The 25,837-nt window shown below is 58.7% G+C and carries 27 protein-coding genes; 10 read left to right on the top strand and 17 right to left on the bottom strand.

Features of this window, described 5'->3' with window-relative positions; all coding sequences use genetic code 11:
- Window positions 1-88: 88 nt before the first annotated feature.
- Window positions 89-424, bottom strand: coding sequence for a hypothetical protein (locus ACP7B0_RS01055; protein ID WP_426139050.1), 336 nt, complete (start codon window positions 422-424; stop codon window positions 89-91).
- A 211-nt stretch (window positions 425-635) separates the two neighbouring features.
- Between ACP7B0_RS01055 and ACP7B0_RS01050 the strand changes: the two genes are divergently transcribed.
- From ACP7B0_RS01050 to ACP7B0_RS01040, 3 genes are all read left to right on the top strand, one after another.
- Window positions 636-2,312 carry a sensor domain-containing diguanylate cyclase gene (locus ACP7B0_RS01050; RefSeq protein WP_426139049.1) on the top strand — a complete coding sequence of 559 codons (1,677 nt, stop codon included), beginning with the start codon at window positions 636-638 and terminating at the stop codon, window positions 2,310-2,312.
- A 233-nt stretch (window positions 2,313-2,545) separates the two neighbouring features.
- On the top strand, window positions 2,546-3,970 hold the full coding sequence (locus ACP7B0_RS01045; RefSeq protein ID WP_426139047.1) for a sugar porter family MFS transporter: 1,425 nt from the start codon (window positions 2,546-2,548) through the stop codon (window positions 3,968-3,970).
- A gap of 33 nt (window positions 3,971-4,003) precedes the next feature.
- The gene (locus tag ACP7B0_RS01040) at window positions 4,004-5,188 is read left to right on the top strand and encodes a sugar transporter (RefSeq protein ID WP_426139045.1); all 1,185 of its coding nucleotides are present in this window, start codon (window positions 4,004-4,006) and stop codon (window positions 5,186-5,188) included.
- Window positions 5,189-5,199: 11 nt separating this feature from the next.
- Here the strand turns inward: ACP7B0_RS01040 and ACP7B0_RS01035 are convergent, their stop codons facing one another.
- Window positions 5,200-6,534, bottom strand: a complete 1,335-nt coding sequence (locus ACP7B0_RS01035) for a PLP-dependent aminotransferase family protein (protein WP_426140038.1) — start codon at window positions 6,532-6,534, stop codon at window positions 5,200-5,202.
- A 99-nt stretch (window positions 6,535-6,633) separates the two neighbouring features.
- On the opposite strand from ACP7B0_RS01035, the gene ACP7B0_RS01030 reads away from it, so the two are divergent.
- The gene (locus tag ACP7B0_RS01030) at window positions 6,634-7,530 is read left to right on the top strand and encodes a DMT family transporter (RefSeq protein ID WP_426139044.1); all 897 of its coding nucleotides are present in this window, start codon (window positions 6,634-6,636) and stop codon (window positions 7,528-7,530) included.
- 6 nt (window positions 7,531-7,536) lie between these two features.
- Here ACP7B0_RS01030 and ACP7B0_RS01025 read toward each other — a convergent pair whose 3' ends face one another.
- The 4 genes from ACP7B0_RS01025 to ACP7B0_RS01010 all read right to left on the bottom strand — a co-directional run bounded on the left by ACP7B0_RS01025 (window position 7,537) and on the right by ACP7B0_RS01010 (window position 10,615).
- Entirely contained in the window at window positions 7,537-8,199 is a 663-nt protein-coding gene (locus ACP7B0_RS01025) for an ATPase (protein ID WP_426139043.1), read from the bottom strand.
- A 156-nt stretch (window positions 8,200-8,355) separates the two neighbouring features.
- On the bottom strand, window positions 8,356-8,700 hold the full coding sequence (locus tag ACP7B0_RS01020; protein WP_426140036.1) for a hypothetical protein: 345 nt from the start codon (window positions 8,698-8,700) through the stop codon (window positions 8,356-8,358).
- Between the two features lie 2 nt (window positions 8,701-8,702).
- Complete coding sequence (locus ACP7B0_RS01015) at window positions 8,703-9,755, bottom strand: hypothetical protein (protein WP_426139042.1); 1,053 nt, start codon at window positions 9,753-9,755, stop codon at window positions 8,703-8,705.
- Between the two features lie 137 nt (window positions 9,756-9,892).
- On the bottom strand, window positions 9,893-10,615 hold the full coding sequence (locus tag ACP7B0_RS01010) for a GNAT family N-acetyltransferase (RefSeq protein WP_426139041.1): 723 nt from the start codon (window positions 10,613-10,615) through the stop codon (window positions 9,893-9,895).
- A gap of 162 nt (window positions 10,616-10,777) precedes the next feature.
- Here ACP7B0_RS01010 and yghX point away from each other — a divergent pair, with 162 nt between their 5' ends.
- Window positions 10,778-11,665, top strand: coding sequence for a YghX family hydrolase (gene yghX / locus ACP7B0_RS01005; RefSeq protein ID WP_426139040.1), 888 nt, complete (start codon window positions 10,778-10,780; stop codon window positions 11,663-11,665).
- A gap of 163 nt (window positions 11,666-11,828) precedes the next feature.
- Entirely contained in the window at window positions 11,829-12,680 is an 852-nt protein-coding gene (locus tag ACP7B0_RS01000) for a CAP domain-containing protein (RefSeq protein WP_426139039.1), read from the top strand.
- A 64-nt stretch (window positions 12,681-12,744) separates the two neighbouring features.
- On the opposite strand, the gene ACP7B0_RS00995 is transcribed toward ACP7B0_RS01000, so the two are convergent.
- The 4 genes from ACP7B0_RS00995 to ACP7B0_RS00980 form a co-directional block, all read right to left on the bottom strand.
- Window positions 12,745-13,416, bottom strand: coding sequence for a DUF3313 domain-containing protein (locus ACP7B0_RS00995; protein ID WP_426139038.1), 672 nt, complete (start codon window positions 13,414-13,416; stop codon window positions 12,745-12,747).
- A gap of 179 nt (window positions 13,417-13,595) precedes the next feature.
- A complete protein-coding gene (locus ACP7B0_RS00990) occupies window positions 13,596-14,120 on the bottom strand; it encodes a DUF3087 domain-containing protein (protein ID WP_426139037.1) in 525 nt (174 codons plus the stop codon).
- 136 nt (window positions 14,121-14,256) lie between these two features.
- Complete coding sequence (locus ACP7B0_RS00985; protein ID WP_426139036.1) at window positions 14,257-16,380, bottom strand: TonB-dependent copper receptor; 2,124 nt, start codon at window positions 16,378-16,380, stop codon at window positions 14,257-14,259.
- 119 nt (window positions 16,381-16,499) lie between these two features.
- Window positions 16,500-16,943, bottom strand: coding sequence for a DUF2946 domain-containing protein (locus ACP7B0_RS00980; protein ID WP_426139035.1), 444 nt, complete (start codon window positions 16,941-16,943; stop codon window positions 16,500-16,502).
- A 429-nt stretch (window positions 16,944-17,372) separates the two neighbouring features.
- Here ACP7B0_RS00980 and ACP7B0_RS00975 point away from each other — a divergent pair, with 429 nt between their 5' ends.
- Window positions 17,373-18,047, top strand: a complete 675-nt coding sequence (locus ACP7B0_RS00975) for a type 1 glutamine amidotransferase domain-containing protein (protein WP_426139034.1) — start codon at window positions 17,373-17,375, stop codon at window positions 18,045-18,047.
- A gap of 24 nt (window positions 18,048-18,071) precedes the next feature.
- Here the strand turns inward: ACP7B0_RS00975 and ACP7B0_RS00970 are convergent, their stop codons facing one another.
- The 3 genes from ACP7B0_RS00970 to ACP7B0_RS00960 form a co-directional block, all read right to left on the bottom strand.
- Window positions 18,072-19,262 carry an MFS transporter gene (locus ACP7B0_RS00970; RefSeq protein WP_426139033.1) on the bottom strand — a complete coding sequence of 397 codons (1,191 nt, stop codon included), beginning with the start codon at window positions 19,260-19,262 and terminating at the stop codon, window positions 18,072-18,074.
- 141 nt (window positions 19,263-19,403) lie between these two features.
- A complete protein-coding gene (locus ACP7B0_RS00965; RefSeq protein ID WP_426139032.1) occupies window positions 19,404-19,925 on the bottom strand; it encodes a DUF3833 domain-containing protein in 522 nt (173 codons plus the stop codon).
- Between the two features lie 55 nt (window positions 19,926-19,980).
- Complete coding sequence (locus tag ACP7B0_RS00960; protein WP_426139031.1) at window positions 19,981-20,499, bottom strand: chalcone isomerase family protein; 519 nt, start codon at window positions 20,497-20,499, stop codon at window positions 19,981-19,983.
- A gap of 324 nt (window positions 20,500-20,823) precedes the next feature.
- On the opposite strand from ACP7B0_RS00960, the gene ACP7B0_RS00955 reads away from it, so the two are divergent.
- On the top strand, window positions 20,824-21,372 hold the full coding sequence (locus ACP7B0_RS00955; protein WP_426139029.1) for a GNAT family N-acetyltransferase: 549 nt from the start codon (window positions 20,824-20,826) through the stop codon (window positions 21,370-21,372).
- Between the two features lie 60 nt (window positions 21,373-21,432).
- Here ACP7B0_RS00955 and ACP7B0_RS00950 read toward each other — a convergent pair whose 3' ends face one another.
- Complete coding sequence (locus ACP7B0_RS00950) at window positions 21,433-22,356, bottom strand: universal stress protein (protein WP_426139028.1); 924 nt, start codon at window positions 22,354-22,356, stop codon at window positions 21,433-21,435.
- 374 nt (window positions 22,357-22,730) lie between these two features.
- Between ACP7B0_RS00950 and fnr the strand changes: the two genes are divergently transcribed.
- The gene (gene fnr, locus ACP7B0_RS00945) at window positions 22,731-23,480 is read left to right on the top strand and encodes a fumarate/nitrate reduction transcriptional regulator Fnr (protein ID WP_426139026.1); all 750 of its coding nucleotides are present in this window, start codon (window positions 22,731-22,733) and stop codon (window positions 23,478-23,480) included.
- Here fnr and ACP7B0_RS00940 read toward each other — a convergent pair.
- Window positions 23,422-24,414: a universal stress protein gene (locus ACP7B0_RS00940; protein WP_426139025.1), complete on the bottom strand. Its 993-nt coding sequence runs from the start codon at window positions 24,412-24,414 to the stop codon at window positions 23,422-23,424. The two genes, fnr and ACP7B0_RS00940, sit on opposite strands and share 59 nt — an antisense overlap.
- Window positions 24,415-24,638: 224 nt before the next feature.
- Between ACP7B0_RS00940 and ACP7B0_RS00935 the strand changes: the two genes are divergently transcribed.
- Window positions 24,639-25,067, top strand: a complete 429-nt coding sequence (locus ACP7B0_RS00935; protein ID WP_426139024.1) for a potassium channel family protein — start codon at window positions 24,639-24,641, stop codon at window positions 25,065-25,067.
- Window positions 25,068-25,160: 93 nt separating this feature from the next.
- Here ACP7B0_RS00935 and ACP7B0_RS00930 read toward each other — a convergent pair whose 3' ends face one another.
- Together ACP7B0_RS00930 and ACP7B0_RS00925 are read right to left on the bottom strand one after the other, a co-directional pair.
- Window positions 25,161-25,448 (bottom strand): Hsp20/alpha crystallin family protein, encoded by a 288-nt coding sequence (locus ACP7B0_RS00930; RefSeq protein ID WP_426140035.1) that lies wholly within the window; start codon window positions 25,446-25,448, stop codon window positions 25,161-25,163.
- 3 nt (window positions 25,449-25,451) lie between these two features.
- On the bottom strand, window positions 25,452-25,706 hold the full coding sequence (locus tag ACP7B0_RS00925; protein WP_426139023.1) for a hypothetical protein: 255 nt from the start codon (window positions 25,704-25,706) through the stop codon (window positions 25,452-25,454).
- Window positions 25,707-25,837: the final 131 nt, after the last annotated feature.

The raw sequence follows: 25,837 nt of genomic DNA, 5'->3' as shown, positions 1-25,837 counted from the left end.
AAAGCTAATGGCGCTCGACCCTTGACGCTAAGCCCTGAACAGGCGCTTAGGCCATGGGTACCCGAGGACAGTGAAATCCAGGTAGGGGTTACTTCTGTTTATGCGCCAAGGCATGGCGCAGGCATTGCTCGTAATAGGTTTGCTTGATGTCAGCGGGCTTCAAGCGTGAAGCGCTTTTGTAGGTCTGCTCCGTGATCCCCATGGCCGTCATGCGCATCCACGGTTGTGGGAACTTGCGGGTTTGCAGCTTCTTGCGCGCCCCATAAAGCGTGACCCCGGCAAGCTTCGACTCTTGGGCGCCTGCTGCAATACCCGAACCCCAGGTGCATATGGCTTGCCCATTCATGCTCGGCTCTTTCGCCTGAACCCCGACCGAAACATTGACCAAAACCAGCGTCGTCACCATCCATACCAAGACCCGCATCTCACTCACACCTGACTGTTTGAAAAAGGCGGCATTTTGACGGGCGATACAGCATTGGGGGGCCAGCAATGTGCCTTATTTTTCAAGGGCACTGCTGGATGCCGACAGGCCCCTCAATCATTGCAATCGGGTGCGGAATACGACGTCTTTGCTAGCAGTCAGCTATCCAATATGCATACCATGGCGACACTCCAGCGGTCAGGTCCAGCCCATGCATAAAGCCAGTCTCCGTAGCCACCTCACCCTTTGGTTTACGGGCTTGTCTCTGCTCACCCTGCTGATCGTCGGCGTATATGTGGGCCATATCGCAACGGAGCAGGTGAAGCAGGCAAGCGGCAGCGCATTATCGAGCACCGCCAAATCGGCAGCTGCGCTGTTGGGCATCCAGTTGGGTGAGCGACAACTGGACATTTATCTGCTGAGTCAAGAACCCCATCTGACCCGGGGAAATCTGGACGACCCGGATATATTGCCGTCCATGGAGCTGCGCAGTCAGTCCCGCGCCGAATACGCCTGGATGGGGGTAGCCGACGCTGAAGGCCGCGTGCGCCAAGCGGTCAAAGGCCTGTTGCTGGGCCAGTCAGTCAAACAGCGTCCGTGGTTCCAGGCCGGACTGCTTGCGCCCTATACCGGCGACCCTCACGAAGCGGTGCTGCTTGCGAAAATGCTGCCTGCCAATCGCAATGGCGAACCCTTGCGTTTCATCGATTTCGCGGCGCCGATCGTCAATGCCGACGGTCAGGTGATCGGCGTTCTGGGTGCTCATGCACAGTGGGCATGGGTCACAACTATTGTGCAATCCGCCGTTTCGCATACCGATATGCCCCTTGGGATGGAAGTGCTGATCATCAACCAGGAGGGTCGAATACTTTATCCCGAGCAGCTCGCAGGACAGCTGCAACCCGACGTGCCGGACGCTACGCAAAATACGTCCGGCGCGCAGGGTTGGTCAGTGGACCATAAATATTTGAGCAGCGTCGTCGCCGTGCCGACGCCCGCAGGTTCAGGTTTGAGCTGGCGTATCGTCGTTCGGCAGCCGTTGGACACAGCCCTGGCGCCTGCACGCATCCTGCTCTACAAGCTGCTGGGATTGGGTCTGCTTGCTGCGCTCCTCTTTGCGGCAGTGGCTTACTATCTGGCACTGAATCTGAGCCGGCCGATCGAACAGCTGGCACGATCAGCCAAGCGTGTACAGGCCCACAGATCGGGGGTGTCCTTTCCCTTGCATCATCCGGTGGCAGAAATCGCGCAACTGGGCCAATCCATGCAAAGCATGACCGAGTCACTGCTGGGCAAGGAACGTGAACTGCAAGAAGCCAATATTTCCCTGGAAACCATCGTTGCCCAACGTACCGCCGCACTCACTCAGGCCAATGCGGACCTGCTGCGACTGGCTACCCACGACGCCCTGACGGGGGTTTACAACCGCCGCCGGCTCGATGAAAAGCTGTCCGAGTGCAACCTGCTCTTCAAGCGCACGGGCCGCGCGTTCGCCCTGCTCTTGATCGATGCCGATCACTTCAAGCGTATAAACGACACTTATGGGCACGCCACCGGAGACGAAGTACTGGTACAACTGGCGCAACTGATTCAACAAAGCACCCGCGCCACTGACTTTGTCGCTCGGTATGGCGGCGAAGAGTTCGCCGTGCTGTTGCCTGAAATCGAAGGGGACAAGAGCCCGCATACCGTTGCCCAGACCATTTGCTCCACCATTGCCGAGGCCTCCTTTGCCGTGGTCGGACACGTTACCGTCAGCATAGGTATCGGCCTGGCGCAGCCTGCGGACGCCAGCCCTGTGGCGCTGATCAACCGCGCTGACCAGCAGCTCTATCAAGCAAAGCGATTGGGTAGAAATCGAGTGGCCTGCGGGGAACTCAGCGCCTGAGGCGTTCGATCACACGCAGACACCAAGCTGAAACGTTTCTCCTTTTTCTGCGCCACGGGCGTTTTGCAGGGAACTCGTGAGCTCGACGGCCCCCTAACCTCCCAAGCCAAGGGTCCAGCCTCAGCGTGCCAGACACTGCATTGGTATCAGACGCATGCCGTCGGTCGCATGTCGTCTCGTCTCAACGTTGCCTCTGGACCTCCCTTCAGATCGACCACAGGATTTAGCAGTTCATGTCTTCAAGTACTCCTTGCGCAGCGCCCCTTGAACAGGCGAGGCATCACACGTCTTCAAACCGGTTGATCTTCATTTCCGTCCTTGTGGCCACCATGGGCGCACTTGCATTTGGTTATGACACCGGCATCATCGCCGGTGCCCTGCCCTTCATGACGCTGCCCGTCGATCAGGGCGGCCTTGGGCTTAATGCCTTCACCGAAGGGCTGGTCACGTCCTCGCTGATCATCGGTGCCGCTTTCGGTTCGCTGGCCAGTGGTTATATCTCTGACCGTTTCGGCCGTCGCCTGACGCTGCGGCTCTTGTCGTTGCTGTTCATCACAGGTGCCTTATGCACGGCCATCGCGCCGTCGATTTCGTTCATGGTCGGCGCGCGATTTTTACTGGGTATCGCGGTAGGCGGTGGCTCCGCGACGGTTCCGGTGTTTATTGCGGAGATCGCCGGTCCCAAACGACGCGGGCGGCTGGTCAGTCGCAACGAACTGATGATTGTCAGCGGCCAGTTGCTGGCCTACACGCTCAGCGCGCTGCTGGCAGCCCTGATGCAAATCCCGGATATCTGGCGCTACATGCTGGCCTTCGCCATGGTGCCCGGGGTGTTGCTGCTGGTGGGCACCTTCTTTGTTCCTGCGTCGCCTCATTGGCTGGCATCCAAAGGGCGACTCGATGAAGCCCGACAGGTGCTGGAAAAACTCCGCGAAACCCCGGAGGATGCCCAGCGTGAAGTGGAGGAAATGAGGGAGCAGCACGAGCACGCACGCCAGCGACCACCCATTGGCGAGCTGCTGCGCCAGGGCTGGGTGATCAAACTGTTGCTGATCGGGATTGGTTTGGGGTTCACTGCCCAGTTCACCGGGGTCAACGCCTTCATGTACTACACCCCGATCATTTTGAAAAACACCGGGATGGGGACGAATGCGGCGCTGACCGCCACCATCGGCAACGGTATCGTGTCGGTGATCGCGACGTTGCTGGGCATCTGGGCCATTGGGCGCTACGGTCGCCGTCACCTGCTGATGACCGGCCTGGTGATGGTTGTCGTGACTCAGGTGGCCCTTGGTTGCGTGCTGACGTTCATGCCTCAGAACCTGACCCAGAGCTACACCGCCCTCGCCTGCATTCTGCTGTTTCTGTTGGTCATGCAGATGTGCATTGCGCCGGTGTACTGGCTATTGATGTCGGAACTGTTCCCGATGCAGGTTCGCGGGTTGCTGACCGGTACCGCGGTGTCGATGCAATGGCTGTTCAATGCCGCCGTGGCGTTCACCTTTCCGATCGCACTGGCAGCACTGGGTAATCCGACCTTCTTTGCCTTTGCAGTGATCAACGTGGGCTCATTGATATTCGTGTTCTTCTGCTTGCCGGAAACCAAGGGCAAGTCGCTGGAGCAGATCGAGCGGCACATGAAAAAAGAGCTTGTCTGACAACACCCGCTGTCTCTATTTTTGCGAGGATTCATGACTACAACCGCCGAGGCGCAACCCACCAGCTGGATCAGTGTCTGCACGCTGGCCGTCGCCGCGTTCATCTTCATCACCACCGAGTTTGCACCGGTCGGATTGTTGAGCGCCATTGCCGACAGCTTCGGCATGACCCCGGCGCAAGTGGGGCCGATGCTGACGGTCTATGCCTGGACCGTTTCCCTGATGTCGCTGCCGATGATGCTGCTGACCCGCAACATCGAACGGCGGCTATTGCTCAAGGTGGCCATCGGCACGTTGATCGTCAGCCATATCATCCTCAGCCTGGCCCCCAGTTTCACCATCGTGGTGATCAGTCGGGTGTGCATTGCACTGGCGCACTCGGTGTTCTGGTCGATTACGGCGTCGTTGGCCGTGCGCCTTGCGCCAGCGGCCAACCATAGCCGTGCACTGAGCATTCTGGCCATGGGTTCATCTTTGGCCATGGTGCTGGGCATACCCATTGGCCGCTTGCTGGGTGAAGGGATGGGCTGGCGGGCAACGTTTGTGGCGATTGCCCTGGTGGCGTGCCTGATCTGGTTCTTGCTAGCGAAAAAACTGCCACTGTTGCCGAGCCAGAACAGCGGCAGCCTCACCAGCCTGCCGATACTGTTCAAGCGCCCCGCGCTGGTGTCGCTGTACGTGATCACAGCACTGGTGGTGACCGCCAATTTCACGGCTTACACCTACATTGAAGCCTTCGTTCAGTCGGTAGGCGGCTTCAGTCAGTCCACAACCACCTGGCTGCTGCTGTTGTTCGGTCTGGCGGGTTTGCTGGGGTCGATCTTCTTCAGCGTTTTGCACACACGCTTTCCTTTTACCCTGACCCACATCGCGATTGGTTGTCTGTGTCTGTGCCTGGGGTTGATGTTCTGGGCATCCCTGAACCTTTATGCCCTGGTGACGATCTTCGCTATCTGGGGGCTGGCGATGCTGTGCTTCGGCGTGCAGATGCAATCCCAGGTGATTCGTCTGGCACCGGACGCCACCGACGTCGCCACCGCGCTGCACTCGGCCATCTACAACATCGGCATCGGCGGCGGCGCGTTGCTGGGCAGCGTGGTGGTCCACCATCTGGGCGCTGCCTGGGTGGGGTTTGTCGGCGGGGCCGTGGCCATCATCGCGCTGGTCATCTGCTGGTTAACCAGCCGCCGGTATAGCAGCGTTATCCAGACCCTCTGAGTGCCGTGTGATCAATACGCGTACTGATTGATCACACGGCGAACCTCCTTGAGCGCCCCCTCCAGCATCAGCCATTCGACGGACCCCAGCGCCAGTCGAATGGCATGGGGTGCCGCACCTGCGGTGACAAAAGGCTCAGCGGTTGAAACCGCCACGTTGGACCGCAGCAGCGCCAGGGTGACCTGATCAGCGCGCACCTCTTGTGGCAGTGGCAACCAGAGGAAATAAGAGAACGGGTGGCTGATATACGGCAGCCCGGCCAGCACTTCTCTGGCAATGGCCTGGCGGGAAAACGCGTCCTGACGCTTTTGGGCCTCCAGCTCAATGACAGTGCCCTCTTCGATCCAGTTGCAGACCATCGCGGTCATGATGCCCGGAGTATTCCAGGTCGTTGCTCTGATAGCCCTTTCCAGCCGTCCAATCCAAGGCAGTGGCGCGACAACCAGGCCTACACGCAATCCGGCTGCAATGTTTTTCGAGAAACCGGAAACGTAGACTGTCCTTTCGGGCGCCAGTGTTGCCAACGGCGGCGGCGGGTTTTCTACAAGGAAGGCGTAGGCCGCATCCTCGATCAACACCAAATCGTGCCTTCGGGCAATACCCACCAGATGCTCGCGCCAGGCCAGATCCATGACCCAACCCATTGGGTTATGCAGTGTGGGCATCGTATAGACCGCCTTCACCCGGCGGTTGCCGCACAGGGTTTCGAGTGCATCCAGATCAGGTGCCTTGTCCGTCAACGGGATAGACAACAGCTCCAGGTGATGCGCGTCCGCCACCACCTTGAAACCTGGATAGGTCAGCGCATCGACGGCAATCACATCACCCGGCCGGAACAGCGCCATCGAGGTAATCGCCAGGCCGTGTTGAGCGCCGCTGACCATCAGCAGTTGTTGCGCATCGACCGTCAAACCGCGACAGGCCAGATAGCGGGCCACGCAGGCGCGCTCATGTGACCGGCCAGCATGGGGCTGATAGCGCAGCAGCGCTTCCAGGTCCCCGGCAATTGCCAGTTGCCGAAGGGCACCGCGCAGCAACTCGGTCTGACCGGGCAGTGAGGGATAGTTGAAGCTGAGGTCCAGTACGCCGGTGGCGACTGCCTGCTGGTCGATGCCGCGCCCTTGGGGCAACGCCGTTTCCCGGACAAACGTACCCCGTCCGGATTCCCCGCTGACCAACCCCATGGCCTCAAGCTCCGCATACACCCTGGAGGCGGTCACCAATGCCAGCCCCTCGCGTGCAGCCAGTTCCCGGTGCGTGGGCAGCCGGGTGCCCGGCGACAACGTGCCGGAGCGAATCTGCGCAGCGAACGCATCGACGAGGGTTTTATAGCGGGCCCGGGCCATAACCAATGTATCCATGACGATTTTTTGATTGTCATGATCATCAGTCATACGATGGCGGCTCGCAAGCTGCCTCACATGAACCCTGCCGAGTGAACCGCAATGGTACAGACGTCAAACCTGGCAAACCCCGTGACGGCAAAGTCCGCCAGCGGATGGCTCAATGGCCTGATCGGCGTTGTGATCTTCAGCGGCTCCCTGCCTGCCACCCGCCTGGCGGTTCTGCAGTTCGACCCCGTCTTCCTGACGGTGGCCCGGGCGAGCATCGCGGGCCTGCTGGCCCTTGCCATGCTCGTGCTCTTGAAGCAACGGCGTCCCGCTGCCCGGCAGCTTGGGCCTCTGGCCGTGGTGGCTTTGGGTGTGGTGGTGGGGTTTCCATTGCTGACCGCGCTGGCGCTGCAGTTCGTCACCTCGGCCCATTCCATTGTATTCATTGGCCTGTTGCCGCTGACCACGGCATTGTTCGGGGTGCTGCGCGGCGGCGAACGGCCACGGCCGGTGTTCTGGCTGTTTTCCCTGCTGGGCAGCGCGCTGGTGGTGGGATTTGCCGTGGCTCAGGGGCTCAGCGCGTCTCCGATGGGGGACGTTCTGATGCTGCTGGCGATTCTGGCCTGCGGGCTGGGCTATGCCGAAGGCGCGAAACTGTCAAAAACGCTGGGGGGCTGGCAGGTGATTTCCTGGGCCTTGGTGCTGTCGCTGCCGGTCATGGCACCGCTGGCGTGGTTCATGAGCCCGCCTTCGTTTTCGGGGATTACGCCGCCAGCCTGGATCAGCCTGGCCTACGTGTCGGTGTTCAGCATGCTGATTGGCTTCATCTTCTGGTATCGCGGACTGGCCCAGGGCGGGATTGCTGCCGTAGGCCAACTGCAACTGCTGCAACCTTTCTTCGGGTTGGTATTGGCGGCAACGGTGCTGCACGAGCAAGTCAGCGTAGCCATGCTCGGGGTTTGCGTGGGTGTGATCCTCTGCGTCGCGGGTGCAAAGCGGTTTTCACGTTGACCCCGTTCAGTTGCTCGCCACCTGTCCGGACGTGATCAACGCCTTGAGGGATGCATCGAACTGTTTAAGCGCATTCACCTGCAACACCCGTTGCTGGTCAACCTGTGCGGCAATATCCGCAACGGCTTTGTCCTGAACCCAGACAGAGGGCATCTGCCTGGCGCCGTAGCCTTGCGCCTTGCCGATGTATTGCAGGTTCGCATCATAGAATCTGGCCTCATAGCGCGCTTCAATCCGGGTATTGCGCTGGGTGACCAGTTGGTTGTAAGTGTCCAGCATCACCACCACGTCGGGCTTAGCCTCTACCAGCGCATCAAGATTGTCGTAGACGGTGACTGAGGCAAACTCCCTGAGAAGCGACGCCTTGAGCCAGGCGATTGCCAGTGTCGGATCGGAACTGTTGACGAATGCATCGCTGATCCGCGCATCCAGCCGCCCGCTGTTCTGACCGCTCAGGGCCACCGAGTGGTAGCGCTCAAGGTAGGCCAGGTTGCTGACCGTGTTTTCGCTGTAAAGCACGCCCACCGATTGCGAATGTTGCAGGCTTGTGGAGCTGTCAGCCAACGGCATCAAATGGCAGGCCCGAGTGTCAGCGGCGAAGGCAGACGCTGTGAACGCAACGCCGCCGGTCAATACGGCAACAAGCGCCAGCAGGGTTGAAATTCTCATCGCGCAGGTTCCTTCAAAAGTGTATCGGGTATGACGCTATCCTCCTCCTTTGCCGGAAAAACAGAACTCGCATTATTTGATGATCACTATCAATTGAACGAATGGTAAAACGCGCTTTTACTTCTGGACAACGCGGTGGAATCGGCGACAAACCGATCACTCGGCGCGAAAATCCCACACGATTTCCACCAATCGAAACGCCAGTATCAGGTACACCACACAGAAAAGCGTCTGCACCGCGCGATGATGACGAACCTTGGCCAACCGATTCAGGCCATCACTGATATTGAGCAGCATCAACAACGCGGAAATCCCGATCAACGTCCACCCCGTGATGCTCGCGCCCATCAACCCCATGAACACTTCGTGCTGTGAACGCAGGACATTGGTACCCGCTGCGAACAGCAAGGCGCAGACCACCAGATTCTTGACGTTATCAAAGACCTTGGTATTGAGATCCCCGTCCAGCAAATCCAGATAGCGCTTCCAGAATTTTCGCATCATCACGGCCTCAGATTGGGTGGCGGGTTGTGCCTGACAGACGGCAATGACTCCAACATAGCCGATGGCATCCCCCGTGCCGCCAGATTGGCTTCGATCTGCCCGGACAGGTAATAAACCCCCGCCATGACGCCGGTGTCCCGATTTTTCATGAGCCCCAGCCAGGCGCCATCGAAAGCGGGCCCCAGGCTTTGCCGCAACTGGTCCTCCATTTCCTGCCGGTCGTTTTCATGGGCAACCGCACGATAGCCCGCCACGCCAATGGAAATGAACAAACCGGCTACTCGCCCCGCTGCCGCAGCGGCGGCACTCGCCGCGCCCCGGCTGGCGAACTGAGCCTGGAGCTTGTCACTGGTATGTTTGGCCACCGACGCAATGGCCGCCTGGGAGGATTTGACCCTGGCGGTATGAATCTTGTCCTGCAACGCCAGCCAGGCCGGAAGAGCCGTCAGTGGCTCGGTATGAATCAGCTGATACAGCGAAGCGTTGCGCGGCGGTGGCGGTCCCAGGGCAATGGCCGGCACGCCGTTGAGATGCCGATTCATCTGGTCGACCGGCACGCCATGGCGTTGAGCGGTGCGTTGTAACTGCTGAGCCAGAAGCTGGACATAAAACTGGGTCGATTGCTGCATGATCGCGTCCGGATCAATCTCCACCGCAACCGGTGCCAGCACGCGACCGCGATACTGCTCCTGAAGATAGTCCGCCAACCGGTTCGCGGACGCATCCTGATCATCCCCCGCGCTCATGCTGTACCAACCGACTTTCATGGCCAGCCACTCCTGAGTCCAGTAACTGCTGAACCATGGAATGAACTGCGCTTCGGTCTGCTCGTAGACCCGCAATCGCCAGTGGTCCATGGAACCCCGGGCATAGAGGCCAGCCTGACTGGCGGCGTCCCGGGACGCGGCGATGATCTCTCGGTCGACTTGTTCCCAGGTGTTCGGCGAAATCACAATCGGGGGCGCGGGCGGCGCACGCGGGGCGCTGGCGCAACCCGCAAGCAGCAGCGTCAAGGTGATGGTCAAGGCAGTGATTAAGGAGCGGGCATTCAAGTTCGCGCCCTCGTGCACGGTTATGCGCGTGTGAGCCCTACCCGCCCGGATGGAGTTTCGCCACGCAGCCTTGAGTATAGGCAGACAATGCCCGGCGAAATGTTGTCCGACGCTCTCCACGTCACCGCCATGACCGGCTAGACCAATCGCGGTCCGGGCATCGGGTTCTGCAAGGCCGCGTCGCCAAGGCGTTGCTGCACGAATGCCCGCACCTGACGGGTCATCTGGTCCAGATGTCGGTCACGCTGCTTTTCGGCATCCACCATCGCCCGCTTGCCGTGCTGCTGGAGCAGATAGGTGTGGATCTGCCGGACTTCCACGGAACGGTAGATGGGCGCGACGTCCAGCACCGCCAACAGCCCGTCTGTGCCATGGTCGCGGGTGTTCATCAATACCTGCGGGCCCCGTGCGCCGAAGACCTGAAAACCCAGCGCTTCGAAGTAAGGCACCTTGGCGATAAAGCACGCCAGTTCGGCATGGGGATAGCGGCTGAGCATGTTTTGCAGCATTGCGCGGGCGACGCCTTGGCGGCGGTGCCGGGCCTGAACCGCCATATAGGCCACTGCACAGGCCTCGGGATCGTCCTGCACCGGCAAATAGAGCAAAAACCCGATCACGGTTGCGGGGTCCTGTTCATCCGTGGCGACAATCAATTGGACCGGTATGCCCCGCGAACCGTCCATGGCCTGCAAATACAGATGCACTTCGTAGCCGATGCCGTACTGGTACAGGTTGTAGAGCGGATTGCTGGGCGCGATGGCAACCATGCTGATGTCGGTCACATAATCGACCACCATTTGCATGATCTGACTGGCAATGGCTTCTGGCGGCGGGGTTTCATAGCGGGTGACGAGAAACATTCGAAATTCCGGAAAGGCTGGATGCGCCCATCATACCTGCCTGTGGTCAGCCTCGCCTTCGCGCAATCCCTAACTAAAGCCACGACCAGCCCCCCGGCCCCGATTGGCCGATCCTGCAAAGATTGCTTTAATGAGGCGACGCCCGCTCAAGGAGAACAGCAGATGGAACGTCTTACCGCGAAGGATTTTTCTCCCGAATTGCTCGAACTTTACGATTACTACGCCCACGGCAAGATCAACCGCCGGGAGTTTCTCGACCGCGCGGCGGCATTCACACTGGCGGGGCTGACCGCAGGTGCCCTGCTCACGGCCTTGAGCCCCAATTACGCCATGGCGCAACAAGTCGAATTCACCGATCCTGACATCGTCGCCGAGTACATCATCTACCCTTCGCCCAAGGGGCACGGCCATGTGCGTGGCTATCTGGTGCGTCCGGCCAATGCCAGCGGCAAAGTGCCGGGCGTCGTGGTCGCCCATGAGAATCGGGGGCTGAACCCTTACATCGAGGACGTCGCACGGCGGGTGGCCAAGGCCGGGTTTATCGCCCTTGCCCCCGATGGGTTGACTTCCGTGGGCGGTTACCCCGGCAACGACGAGAAAGGCCGCGAGTTGCAGGCCAAGGTCGACCCGGAAAAACTCATGAACGATTTTTTCGCTGCCATTGAATGGCTGATGGCCAACGAATCCACCACGGGCAAAATCGGCATCACCGGGTTCTGCTACGGAGGCGGCGTTGCCAATGCGGCGGCGGTTGCCTATCCCGAGCTCGGAGCGGCGGTGCCGTTCTATGGTCGCCAGGCCAACCCCGTGGATGCCTTAAAGATCAAGGCCCCCCTGTTATTGCATTACGCCGAACTGGACACCCGCATCAACGAAGGCTGGCCCGCCTATGAAAAAGCCCTGAAAGCTGCCGACAAGAATTACCAGGCTTATATTTACCCCGGCGCCAATCATGGTTTTCACAATGACTCCACGCCTCGCTATGACGAAGCCGCTGCCAAGCTGGCCTGGGACAGAACCCTGGACTGGTTCCGCAAATACCTGACGTAGACCATTCCAGTCGGCATTAAAGCTGACCCGGGCGCGTCAGGGCCCCTGCATCCGTGGGGACCGGGCAGATTTTTGCGGAACGTTTTACCTTGAGTGAAATCCCTTTGTGTCTGAAGCGGAAAAATTGCGCATGATAGGCGCACTCAGCTCAAGGGAGAGTTTCATGGGATTCATGTCATCCGCGATGCGCCTGGCATCTTTTTCACTCGGGCTGTTGTTTGCCGTCACCGCAGTCGCAAGCGAAGAAACCCAACTGGTTGATTCGATCAACGCCTATCGCAGTCAGGCGCAGCGCTGCGCGGATCAGGTGTCGCTGGAGTTGCCGCCGCTGGTGAGCGATCCGCGCCTGGTGCTGTCCGGCAACAGCGTTGGCGACCTTCAGCAGGCGCTTGCCCGGGCCACTTACCCCATGGTCAACGTGCAGGCCATCAGCCTGTCCGGACCCCGGGATGCCCAAGCCGCCATGAATGTGGTGCTCGAAAGCTTCTGTCAGGTGGTGCTGGACCCGCAATTTGTCGATATCGGCGTGAGCCGAGAGGGTCGGGACTGGCGCATCGTACTGGCGCGTCCTTTGTTGGCGGCGCGCCTGGGCGACTGGCAGACCGAGGGGCAGAAGTTGCTGGAGATCATCAACCGGGCTCGCACCCAACCGCGCCAGTGCGGTGGCCAGCCCTACGGCGTCGCCCCTCCCCTCACCTGGAATGCGACCTTGGGCAGCACCGCCCTGAACCATAGTCGGGCGATGGCCAACAATAACTTTTTCGATCATATCGACCGCGACGGTCGCACCCCTGGAGACCGGGCCGAATTGGGCGGTTACGTCGGGCAACTGATCGGCGAGAACATTGCTGCCGGGCAGGATTCCGTACGCAAAGTCGTGGATGGCTGGCTGGCAAGCCCCGGCCACTGCGCCAATCTGATGAATCCCGCCTACCGGGACCTGGGCGCGGCCTATGCCGTGGACCCGAAAAGTGATGCCGGCATCTATTGGACGGCGATGTTCGGCAGCCAGTAATTGATACCTGTCGAGGCTATTGCGGTGCTCTGGCACCGCCTTGCCTCGAAGATATCTTTACCCATTACTTGCCCTTCAACCGCAGATAGGACTGATGCAGGTCCGAGGCCCAGCCATCGAGCACCGCTTTGACATCCGAAGGTTGCATGACCTGCGATGCGCTCTCCAGCGGCTGACCCGATCCTTTGCGCACCACTTGCGCGATCACTTTATGGTTGTCGGCGTCGATAAACGCTGCCTCGGTGGCAATGGTCGTTTCCTGATCGCGAATCCCTGATGCCGTACTGACCGCAGCGGCAACCAGTGCCACCGGGATCACCTCATAGGGTTTGAGGCCCTCGGTCTTGCGAGTGACCGCAGTGATAGCCGGCCGAACGATGAGTGTGCCGGGACCTGGGGAGGCGGCAATCGGCAAGGACTTGCTTATTTCACGTTTCAGCGCCTGATCGTAATAGACGGTGATGCCTTGCAGAGTGCTTTGAGGGATTTTGTCCGTGCCCTGAGGCTTCGGATAAAACTGGCTGGGCTCGATGTACACACTGGTGTACTTGCCAAGATTCAGCTTAGGGTCGACCCAGCGCATGACATCAGCGCCGGAGGGTGATTTTTCCTGCTTGAGCTGGCTGTAATCCTTCAAAAACCCGGAATATTCATCCGGGCTGATCAACGAACTGGAGCATCCCGCAGCTGACAGGACCAGCAGCCACAACGAACTCATTTTAAGTGCACGTATCATAGACTCGCTCCTTGAGTGGGCGTGGGTTGGCGAAAGCCTCAAATCACCGATTAGGTATAGCCGAGAAAAAGAGCACAGCACGCCTCCGAGAAAAAAGTGCCCGGCTCCAGGTGCTATTCGATGGCTTGACGGCCTGATCGGCCCAGCCCTGCGTAAAAGCCTGCCCGCCGATTGCAGCCTCAGTGATATCGCTTGACCGCTTCAAGCCACGCCGGGTCCAGGCGATTTTGCTCGGTGTCCATCGCCAGGGCTGTCATGCGGTCCTTGTGTTGTTCGCTGTCTCTGAGCAATTCACTGTGGGCGCCGGTGTTGCCGTCCAGCAGATGCATCTGTGCGAGGGCCAGATGGTAGAAACGCAGGAGTTTCATGGCCGACGGATCATTGGCCGCTACGCCGTGATTGATGTGGTGCATGACGTTGGTGATGCTCATCAGGCTGCGCTTGAGCTGCCAGCTATAGACTGCGGGCGCCATCCAGGGTTGAGACCAGAAAATGAAACGCACCAGGGCGATCATCAGCAGCAACGCGACGATGACCCCGGCCAGGTTGAGTCTGAAATTATCGCCACCGGGCACTCCGAACAGCTGCACCGCGAGGCTGGAAAGCACCAGAGCCGACACGGCAAACACCACGGCAATGATCAACGTGCTGCGCCGTGTCTGAGTTCGGTAGAGGTGTGGATCCATGGGTTTGATTTCGAACATACGCGGTGAATTCCGTGGTGGTTGGGCGAGGTGGCATGGGGGCATTATCAACGCTAGACAGCGCATTACATACCTGATGCCCCGCATGCCCCATGTCGCCGGTCAGTGAAGATGCCGAAACATCAGGGATTGTTGCCTAGAAACTGAAGTCCACCTTGGTCCACAAGGTACGCCCCGGCTCATTGAGTGCCCGGTCAGCGGCGAAACCAAAACCGGCGTCCCCGGCAAGATTCAGGTGCTCGGTGTAGTTCTTGTCCAGCACGTTGTCCACGCCGGCACTGACCTTCAGCTTTTTGCTCAGCCTGTAGCTACCATTAAGCGACAACACGCCAAATCCGGCACTTTTGCCAAAGTCCTGGCCGACCACATTGCCCTGCCCTTCGGCCACACGATTTTGCTGCGTCACCAAGCGCCACAATGCACCCGCGCTCCAAAGGTCACGTTCGTAGGTCAGACCGAGTTTGCCCTCCAGTGGCGGCATCTGCGGCAGCGCCTGACCGTCCGAGCTGTTCTTGCCCCAGGCATAAGCCAATGTCGCGTCGGTTTTCCAGTGATCATCCAGGCGATAGGCAACGCCCAATTCACCGCCCATGATCCGTGCATCCACGTTGGACGCCTGGGACGTGGTGGAGCCCATCATGTTGGTGCTGTAGTCGAACACAATGAAGTCCCGCACCTGGCCCACATAGCCGGAAGCCCACGCCTGCAGATCGTCACCGTTGTACTGCACGCCGAAGTCCAGTTGAGTGGTTTTCTCGGGCTTGAGGCCTTCGAAGGCGTTGCGGGTGCCAGTCGGCCCGCTGTTGGGGGAAAACAGTTCCCAATAATCCGGAAAGCGCTGCACATGGCCGATGCCCGCATACAGGGTGGTGGGCGAATCCGCCAGGTCGTACTCATAGCGGGCAAAACCGCTGGGCAGCGTCTCGGCTCTGGTGTCACCGGCAGTGGGGTTGGCTGTGCTCATGGACATACGGGTGATGGTCTGACGGTAATCCTTGGCCGAAGCGCGATCCAGACGTGCACCGCTGACGACGCGGGTGCGCTCGGCGGCAAACCAGGTCATCTCGGCAAAGCCTCCGTAATCATGCTCCACCGCATCGGTGTTCCAGGCGAACTCATCGGCGTCGGTGTAGAAGCCGGACATCATGTTGTAGGTGGAATTGCGTTTGCGGTGTTCGCTGCGCATGGCATCGACCCCGGTCACCAGCTCCACATCGGCCCATTTCCAGGTGGTGGCCAGACGAGTACCGACCGTGCGGCGATCCACCTGGGAGGCCATGGGCATGCTCATCATGCTGCTGGGATCGGGTGTGCGCAGCCGAAAATTGTCCATGATGTGGTCGGCATAGTTGTAGTAAACCTGCGCCTCGAGCTTGTCCAGCACGCCGCCCATGTTGCGCTTTTCAAAGCGCAGCCCAAGGCTTTCCCGCGCCAGTTGCGAGCTGTCCATGCCCCGGCCACCCAAGCGCGCCTCGCCATTGCCCTTGCCTGCGGTGAATTCAAGCAGCGTATCGGCATCCGGCGTCCAGCCCAGGGCAATGTCGGTGTTCCACTTGTCCCATCGCGACGGCACGGTGGCGCCGCCGCCATCCTCGTAGTCATCGGCCCGGGACTGATTGCCCACCATGCGCAGGTAACCTTGCGGCCCGCCCACTGCACCGTCGAGGACCTTGTCGAATCGGCCGTTGGAGCCCACCAGCACACTGCCATCAAGACGGCTGCCCAGTTCACCGAAATGCTCGGGACCGCGCTCGAACAGCACTGTCCCCGCCGAAGCTCCCGGCCCCCACTGCACGCTTTGCGGCCCTTTGATCACCGTGAGTTTGTCGAACGTCTCCGGGGCGATGTAGGAGCTGGGAGCATCCATGCGCGACGGGCACGCCCCCAGCATCAGGCCGCCATTGGTACGCAGGTTCAAGCGTGAGCCGAACATGCCACGCAGCACCGGGTCGCTGTTGGAGCCGCCGCTGCGAATGGCCGAAAAGCCGGGGATCGTCTTCAGGTAATCAGTGCCATCGCTGGCGGGCACCGGCTGACGGGCTTCTTTGGGGTTGGTGACAATGGTCAGCGGGGAGCTCTGTTGCACGGCCGTGATCACCACAGGCGACAAGCCCAGCGCTTCCGGCGCCGGTTCACTGTCAATGGGGGCAGCAAGGGCAAATCCCGGCAATGCCAGGCCCAGAAACATGCCAAAAGCGTGACGCCAGCGCAGACGCGGCACATCCAGTTGAAAGACGATCTCGTTCTGTGTCGAGTACATACATATATCCGATGAAAAGTCAGGTGATGGCCGCCAACACAACCTCAAACTCAACACGAACGGACATGCGCCGGCCCGAGGTCGATTTCTGGTTGTTCAGCAGCGGATAACAGCGACGATCAGCAGGACAGGAACGGCGGCGCACGGCTCCGGGCGCCTGGAAACACAGGCGCGGTGACTTGCACCGGGGTGAAGAAGCTCGCCAGAAATGTCGTGGGCGCGATGCCCAGCGGGGCGAAAGCCAGGTTGGATTCAGTCAGCGGCGGATGCTGGAACAGCAGCGAGCAATATCCGCACTTTTCCCAGATGATCAGCTCATGATGGCCGCCGGATGAGGGCGTTTTGGAAGGCTGCGCCATCTCCGGCATGTCGTCGCAGGCCATGCCAGGGGCCATCGTCATCGGCGCGCCCATACCACGAGCCATGCTCGCGCCCTGGGAAATCAGCGGGCCGATGAATATCATCAGCATGGCGAACATGCCCAACCAGGCGCCGATGCTGTGCGGGATGCGCCTTGAAGGTCCGCGCCTGATCAAGCGCAGCGCCCTTTTCGGCAATGCCATGCGCGCCCGTCGCCAGGGACCGCGCAGCAACGGGTCCTGACACAAGGATATCGATGGATTTGGGGGACTTTCATGGCCGCGAAATGTAACACCGCTGCTACAGACTCAACATTGACCGAAGGCAAGCCTGGCAAGCATTCAGCCCGTTGAATCCGCGTAAAGCAACGACTGCCAAGGGCTGTAGCCTGCCTTGCGACAAAAGCGCGCAGCCGGGAACTTTCCCGGATTTCCAAGTACCGGCCGCCGCGAAAAGCGCTTAATGCCATCGGTAACGATCAAACGTGGGAACGCGGCCAGAGTCAATGACCCGTCGTTGAAGGCAGCTAATAGCGGTTGAACGTCTGCGCCCGGGCGCTTTCAGAATACGTGTTGACTGTTTACCACCGGCGCGCAATGCACGTTGCGCCCCCCACGAAGAGATGCCTGCACATGAAAATCCTGATGGTCCTCACTTCTCACGATAAGTTGGGCGATACCGGCAAGAAAACCGGTTTCTGGCTGGAGGAATTCGCAGCCCCCTACTTCACCTTCAAGGATGCCGGCGCACAGCTGACACTGGCCTCACCCAAAGGCGGCCAACCGCCTCTGGACCCGAAAAGCGACGAGCCGGACGCACAAACCGAAGCCACCGAACGCTTTCGCAACGACCCCGACGCTCAGGCTGCACTGGCCAATACCCTGTTGCTGCAAGACGTCAGCGCCAGTGATTTTGATGCCGTGTTCTATCCCGGTGGCCATGGTCCACTGTGGGACCTGGCCGAAGATCAGCACTCCATTGCCCTGATCGAAGCTTTCCAGGCCGCCGGCAAGCCGGTGGCTGCGGTTTGCCACGCTCCCGGCGTATTGCGTCACGTCAAGGGTGCCGATGGCCAACCCCTGGTCAAAGGCAAACAGGTCACTGGCTTTACCAACACCGAAGAAGAAGCGGTCGGCTTGACCGATGTCGTACCGTTTCTGGTTGAAGACATGCTGAAGGCCAACGGCGGCGACTATTCCAAGGCTGCGGACTGGGCCAGCTATGTGGTTGAAGACGGCCTGCTGATCACTGGACAGAATCCGTCTTCTTCAGAAGCGACTGCTCAGGCATTGATCAAGCGTCTGTGATAACCAAAAGCCCCGACGACCGGCTCAGGTGGTAGACACCGCCTGGGCCCGTTTCATACTCAACATCGCCAGCACCGCAACGACTGCGACGATGGCGCTGAACAACTCCCCCACATGCCGCAGACCGAACACCGGTACGCTGATCCCCACGGCAATGACCGGCAGCGACATAGAAAAATAAAACACCACGAACAGTGCAGAGCTCACCGCTGCCTTGTGGTGCGCAGGGCTGGCGGCAGTCACCGCCGCCATACCGGCGCGGAACACCATGCCTTGTCCTATCCCCGCCAGGGCACCGGCCAGCATCAGCAGGCCTGGCTGCTGCGTCGCAATGCTCAGACCCAACATCACCATGCCCAGGATCAACCCCGCGCACCCCATGGTCATGTGCGCCCGCGCGGGCAGCCATTGCAAGGCCGCCTGACCCAGCACCGAGGCGGCGAAAAAAGAGCCCACCACGGCCCCGATCACCACCCCGTCGGATTGCCCCATCACTTGGCGCATGATGGACGGCACCATGCTGGTGAACAGCCCGGCGACGCTGAATCCCGCCATGCCGGCAATTGCCGCCGGGATGAACAGGGCGCGCACGCCGGATGGAATCGACGGCCGCATGACCCGCAGGCGCGGTACTGCTGCACGCTCGACAGTCTCCGGGGTCAGCATGACGCCCAGCAGCGCCACCGCCAGACACGCCAGGTGCAACCAGAACACCAGATGCAAGGGCTGCGGCAAGTACTGAGACGTCAACCCTGCCAGCAAAGGCCCCAGGCCCAAGCCGAACATGTTGGCGGCGGTGGCAATTAACGTAGCGCGCTTGCTCCAGGTTTTGGGGGCCAATTCGATAATCGCCACCGTGGCGGTGCCCGTCATGATCCCGGCAGAGAAACCGGAAAAAAGCCGCCCCAGCAGCAGACCGCCAATGGAATCGCACAGCAGGAAAATCACCGCGCTGATCGCGCCCATCACCAGGCCGGCAAACAGCATAGGGCGCCGCCCGATCTGGTCCGACCAACTGCCCACCGCCAGCAAGGCGACAATGACCCCCAAAGCGTAAATGGCGAAAATCAACGTGACCCAGGTTTCACCGAAGCCCATCTGCTGCTGGTAATACACATAAAGCGGCGTGGGTAACGTGGTCCCGATCATAGTAATCAGCAAGGCGCAGGCGACCATGAAGAAACCGTTGAGAGAAGGTGAATCAGGCTCGGTCATGCTACGTCCCCGGTTGAACATACGGCGTGATAGTGGCCCGGCGCATGGCGCGGGCCGACAATAGTACCGAGGGGTTGGATGCATCGCGTGGAAAATGTTTCCACTGTCAGCCCATCATCTGGAAGATGGGCGCATTAGCGCCTATTGCTTGCGAAAGAACAGCGTCACCTGTCCCAACTCTACTCCCAGCTTGCTCATGTACGAGCGATTGGCCAGGGTCTTGTCATCCAGCATGTACATCCAGTCATCAAAGCGCACTTCATACGTGGTGCCGTCCACCGGCAGATTCAGCACGTAATTCCAGTGGAATGCATTGCCGGAGACCTCACCAAATGCCTCCCCTACCACATCACTCGCGGTACCTTTCCACTGACCCTGCCCGGTGGGCACCAGCGTCCACACGCGGGTTTGCCGGGTGCCGTCGCTGTAAGTGAAGGCCTCATCCAGAATCAGCTTTTCGCCATCGCTGTGGCCATTGATCACCACATGAAAGCGCTTGGCGACTTCCCCCGAGCGCTTCTGGAATATCCCTGACGCTAAAACCTGGCCGGTGAAATAGTCGCGCAGGTCAAGCTTGGGCGTTTCCTGGCTGTATTGGCTGACCTGCTCGCTGCTGCAACCAGCCAGCCCTATGCACAGGAGCAACGCGATTGTTTTCAACATGCCGTATTCCTTCTATTTATCGGATGTGCTGCTCAGCCGTTATCGGATGTGCTGCTCACGGCCCGGCCGCACCCAGCAACTTATTACGCAGGTCGGAATTACGGGTATCGGGGGCCAGCCAGATATCAAAGAATGCCTTGGCAAATACAGGATCAGCGATCACATGGTGCAGCTTATTGCCCACATAAAAACGTGCTTCGCGTCCTGGCAAACTTACGCCGACTATTTTTGTGCCCTCTTTGACGTCGACAAACGAGCGCTCCATCTGCGCACGCCATGTCGTCAACTGCGCGTCAGTGACCTGTGCGCCGGAGGTGCGCTTGATCTCGTCGATACTGGCGTCGACCAGATCCTCGCGGGAGATGGATCGGTGATAGGTCAGTTCAAGCGCGAACGGTTTGTCGGCTTGCAAAGGCCTGTTCGTGCTCCACATCCGGGCGGTGTAGATGCGAAAACCATACAGACGAAAATCGCCGCTGCCGACGATCTGGGCATTCGGCACCGCTTCCCGCCAACCCGCCGCCAGGGTTGTGGTGCTCGCCAATAACAATATCCACAGCCAGCGTCGTGTCATTGCCCGCCTCACTGTCGCAAAAAAAAGAGTCAGCAGCCGGGTGCAAGGCCAAGGGACCACTGCAACACCCTGCTGCTGACTCTGAAGGTTAAAACTTATACGAAAAATCATTATTTGTACAACCTTAAGTTAACTTTATTCAGGCACCTGAATACATCGACCCGTCTTGATGGGCCATCAGGCACGCATCCTCGCACTGTGCCGCACCGACACCGGCACCGACGGACGCCGGGCACAGTATTGATCTGGATCAGAAGTCGCTCCGGGACCCGGCGTAAAACTTGTTGTGATCTCACCACTGCGATGCTCATCAGGGAGAATCCAATGACAAAGAATTCCCACGTTCAAACGGCTGCCCCGGACCTCACTCAATGGACCGACACGCTGACCGATAACACCAAGGTTCAGATCAGGCCCTTACAGGCCAATGATAGGGAGCGGGAGTTTCAGTTCATCAAACGGCTCTCGCCGCAGACACGGCATTTCCGGTTTCTCTGCACCCTGAACGAACCGGGTGAGGCGCTGCTCGATCAACTGATGGATGTCGATTATCAAAAGCGCATGGCTTATGTAGCGCTCTATATGGAAGGCGGCGAATTGATAGAAATTGGTGTCAGCCGTTATGCAGCCGCAGAGGGCGACAAAACCTGTGAATGTGCCGTAGTGGTGGCAGATGAGTGGCAAGGTCGCGGGCTGGGCCGACTGCTCATGGATCACTTGATCGCAGCGGCACGCAATAATGGCTTTGAAAAGATGATATCGGTCGACTCCGCCAACAATACCGATATGCACCGCCTTGCCCGGGATCTGGGGTTTGAAACCCATGCCGACCCTTTGGACATGACGCAGGTTGTCTATACGCTACGCCTTTAGCAGCGCCGATGCCGATCAAGACGCGACTTTCCTCACGGGAGCGTCGCGCCAGACCCGGTATCACACGGAAGAACCACGCACCGCCAGCAGGCTGCTCGGCATGTGATAGGCCACCTGCTCGGTAGTGCTGCCCAACAGGCGACGACTGCCTCGACGACTGACGGTCCCCATGACGATCACATCGATATCGTGAGCCTTGGCGAAGGCTTCAATCACCTTGGCGGGTGCCCCCATGATGAAGTGACGTGACTCGGCGGGCACACCAAAATCGTCGGCGAGCCGGGAAAATGCCTTACCTTGTGCTTCATAGGAATCCAGCCCGATGACCGTCGAAAACCCGCCGCCATCCGGCCCTGAGTAAATATGGGACAAGTCGTAGGCATACAGCAGGTGCAGCTCCGCGTCACACTGTAGCGCCAGTTTTCGGGCAATTTGAATGATCTCGTCATTGAGCGCTTCAATTTGCTCGTCGGTACGGAAGGCATCCACCGCCACGAGGATTTTGCGCGGCACGCCATGCTGAAGCTTGGTCACCAGGTGCAGGGGCGCTGGACAGTCGCGAAGCAGGTGCAGATCCAACGTCGTAAACAGTGCCCGGGTCAACAGGGATTCATGTTCAAGATCCTTGATCACCAGTGATGGGTTCATTTCCTGGACGTAGTTCAGGATTTCCTCAAGGGGACGCTGCACCCACAAGACCTCGGCGGTGATCGTCACATCCACGTTGGTTTTGGCCCCGTAGGTGCGCATGTGTTCAGCCTGGTCCTCCAGCCACTGTCGATGACGACTCAGGTAACCTTCGCGCATTTCCTGCAGCGCTTGCTGATCGACCATGGTCGCCGTGGCCAGACCCTCGACATAATCGAACGCGACAATATGTAACGACGCGCCTTTGACGTGGGCCAGCGCGGCCGCCCGTTCAAAGGCAGGTGTGCGGTGCATCAACGGCGAGGCCACCAGTAACAACCGCTCTTTATCGGACATCGGATATCTCCTGTGGAGGATCGCCGCCGAGTCATGGATGAGGATGAGGCAGCGCCTATAAGAGCAGTGTCCAACGCACCGCCACCGCACGCTTGATCTAAATCAAAGGCTCGATCAGGGTGTATCGCCGGGAAATACTTTAAATTAACGGAGTGACAAAAAAGACCTGCATTCCAAGAAAAAAACACCTGAATGGAAGTAAAAACCGCTTAGTTACCCACCCAAACGAATTAAATAATATTCACCCCACACCCAATTCCCCTATGAAGTTCATAAAAAAACCCGTTCATCTAACACTTGGCTATTGCTTCTCAGGGTCATCGGTTCGCAACTAGTCTTACTGGTCGTGAGCATAACCACAGGGAGGATTCGATATGGGCATTTTGACATCACCAATACCGATTCAGGCGATCAAAACTCTGTGCACAAACTGCGGCGTCCGCGACCTGTGCCTATCCATTGGGTTGAGCAACGAAGACGTCGAACGTCTGGCCTCTATCGTCACCCAACGAGTCAAGATCAGGAAAGGTGCCCCCCTCTACCACGCGGGCGAACCACTGCGCTCGCTGTATGCGATTCGTTACGGATTTTTCAAGACCACCATCACCTCCGAAGATGGCCGCGAGCAAATCACAGGATTTCAAATGGCCGGGGAAATACTCGGCATAGACGCCATCAGTGAAAACAGACATGCCTGCAATGCACTCGCACTTGAAGACAGTGAAGTTTGCCCCATTCACTTTCCCCAGCTGGAACGTTTAAGCCATGAACTGCCCTCACTGCAAAGCAACTTCAACAAACTGCTCAGTCGCGAAATCGTCAGGGATCACGAAATGCTGTTGCTGATGGGTAACCTGAATGCGGATGAACGTTTCGCGGCTTTCCTGTTGAATCTTTCCCACCGGATGCTCAGCCGGGGTTATTCGCCACACGCCTTCGTTCTGCGCATGAGCCGTGAGGACATCGGGTCCTATTTGGGGCTGCGCCTGGAGACCATTTGTCGCGCTATCGCCCGGCTGCGGGAAATGAACATCGTGCGGATCTCAGGTCGCGCCGTGGAAATACTTAATCTGGATGCGCTGCGTGGTCTGGTAGCGGGTTGCAATCGGCATCGTCAGTCATAGCCGGACGGCTCTTTATATGCCTGACAGCGCTGTCGATCATCAACACACTGCACGGCGCATGACCGAGCAGCTTTTCTGCGGTATCACCCAACACGGCGCTCAACTTGCGGCGCTGGAGGGTCCCCATGACCAGAACGTCAATATCGTTATCGGCGGCAAAATCGCCGATCACGCAGGCGGGATCGCCCGACAGGAAATGACGGTCGTTCAGGGCAATCCCATAGCGGTCGTTCAGAAAGGTAAAGGCTTCCTGATGAGCATCGCCCAGCGCCTCGACAAATCCGGTTTCGATCGGCATCAAACCCAGCATCGTGAGCTTGGACGCATAGATTCTCGTCCAGTCGTACACGTACAAAACCTGAAGACGCGCCTGGCACTGCGCTGCCAGGCGCGACGCCATGTGCATGATGCTGTCATTCAATTGCAAATCCTCGTCACGGGTCCGATAGAGATTGACCAGCGCCAGAATCTTTTCCGGCATGGGCTTGCCAGCGCTTGAGACCAGATACACCGGTACGCGACAATCACGCAAAATTCGCCAATCCAGAGGCGTGGCGAACACCCTTTTGATGGTCGGCTCATGATGGATGTCCTTGATGATCAGGTCGGCGTTGATCACGTTTGCGTAGTGGTTGATTTCCGCGACAACATGCCCCGTCCAGACAAGCCTGGTTTGCACGTGCAAGCCCTTGTGGCGCTCATGCTCGGCTTCCTGCTCCAGCCATTGCTGATGGGTTTGCAGATAGGCTTCGCACAGCTTCGCCATGCTCTTTTGACTGAACAGCCCGACAATCTCGACAGCCGCCAGATAATCGAACGTCACGATGTGCAACACGGCGCGATTTTTAGCAGCCATCGCCACGGCACATTCAAAAGCAGGCGTTCTGTTCATCTGTGAGGATGCGATCAATAATATGCGCTGGATCTGCGGCATCGTGAGTCTCCTGCTGCACCGTGCGCGACGACCCCATGGTGCGGCCCCTGTTCAGATGCGATTTGATATAAATCAGCGATGACCGGATTACGCCCGGACACCGTTTGTTCTTCAACCACAGGTATCCACGTAACAAATTCGTTGGAAATCGGCACAAGTGCTGATATTCATCAGCGCGTTATAGCGCCTGTCTCCCCATTGCTTGCCAGCCTCAGGATTTTCCAATGCTTTTTGTCACACTGATCAACATGCTGATCGTCACGACCGTGGTCATCATTCACTATGAATGCCTGTTGCGATTGAACATCCTGATGCCAAAACTCCACCTGTGGCACCGTTTCCGGGTGGTGGTTGGCGTGCTGGGGGCACTGGTTGCCCATGCCGTCGAAGTGTGGATATTTGCCCTGGCTTATTACCTGATGAACAACCACGGTGAACTGGGGCGTCTGGAAGGCAGTTTCGATGGCAGTTTCATGGACTCGGTGTACTTCTCGTTCACCACGTACACCACTATCGGTTTCGGTGATATATCACCCTCCGGCCACCTGAAATACCTCACCGGACTTGAGGCTTTGACCGGCCTGGTATTGATCACCTGGACCGCGTCGTTCCTGTTTATCGAGATGCAAAAGTACTGGGACCGGAAAGACTGAGCCTGACCGTGTGGATCATGAACACCGTTAAAAAACCCGGCAGTACCATTGAATCCACTGCCGGGTTCAACCCTGTTGCCCACCGCCCCGTACTCAATCAGTGGCAATATCGACGTTCTTCTCCGGTTTCACGGCCTCGGGCGTCTTGGGCAACGTAACCGACAGTACGCCTTTGTTGAAGCGAGCCTGGATGTTGTCGGCGTCGACCCCTTTAGGCAGGCTGAAGGTTCTTTCGAAATAGCCGTAACGACGTTCAGTCAGGTGATAACTGGCTGACGTGTCCTCCTTCTCCTCATGCTTTTCGCCTTTGATCTGCAAGTTGCCATTAATGATCTTGACGGTCAGGTTCTTTTCGTCAACGCCTGGCACTTCGGCGGTGATTTCTTAGTTTTTTTCGGTTTCGCGGATATCAACGGCTGGCGACTGCACACCGGAAAAATCGCCTGACCAGAAAGGATCGACCTCAAACTTTCCGCGACGGGAAAGCATGGAAGGCAGATTGTTTAATTCCCGGAATAAATGATCAAACTGACGACGCAGCTGGTCAATGGGATGCCAACTACCCGCCTCGATGGACACGTCGCGGTCTTGCTTTTTTTCATCATCCGGGTCTGGCACTTTATTTACCGAATTGGCCATGATCTGTTGCCTCCTGAGAAGGTAAATGAAAGGGATTGACGGGCGGGCGAACCACGCGCCTGGATCTTTCCCTTGCTGTACTTTCAACGCCTGGGGGCAGACACGTTTGATCAAAGTCAAACATCGTGTCA

Source organism: Pseudomonas sp. DWP3-1-2 (genome assembly GCF_049896285.1).
In the GTDB taxonomy this organism is placed as follows: Bacteria; Pseudomonadota; Gammaproteobacteria; order Pseudomonadales; family Pseudomonadaceae; genus Aquipseudomonas.
Note: the sequence above shows the minus strand (reverse complement) of the source record. Positions and strands in the feature narration are given on the sequence as shown.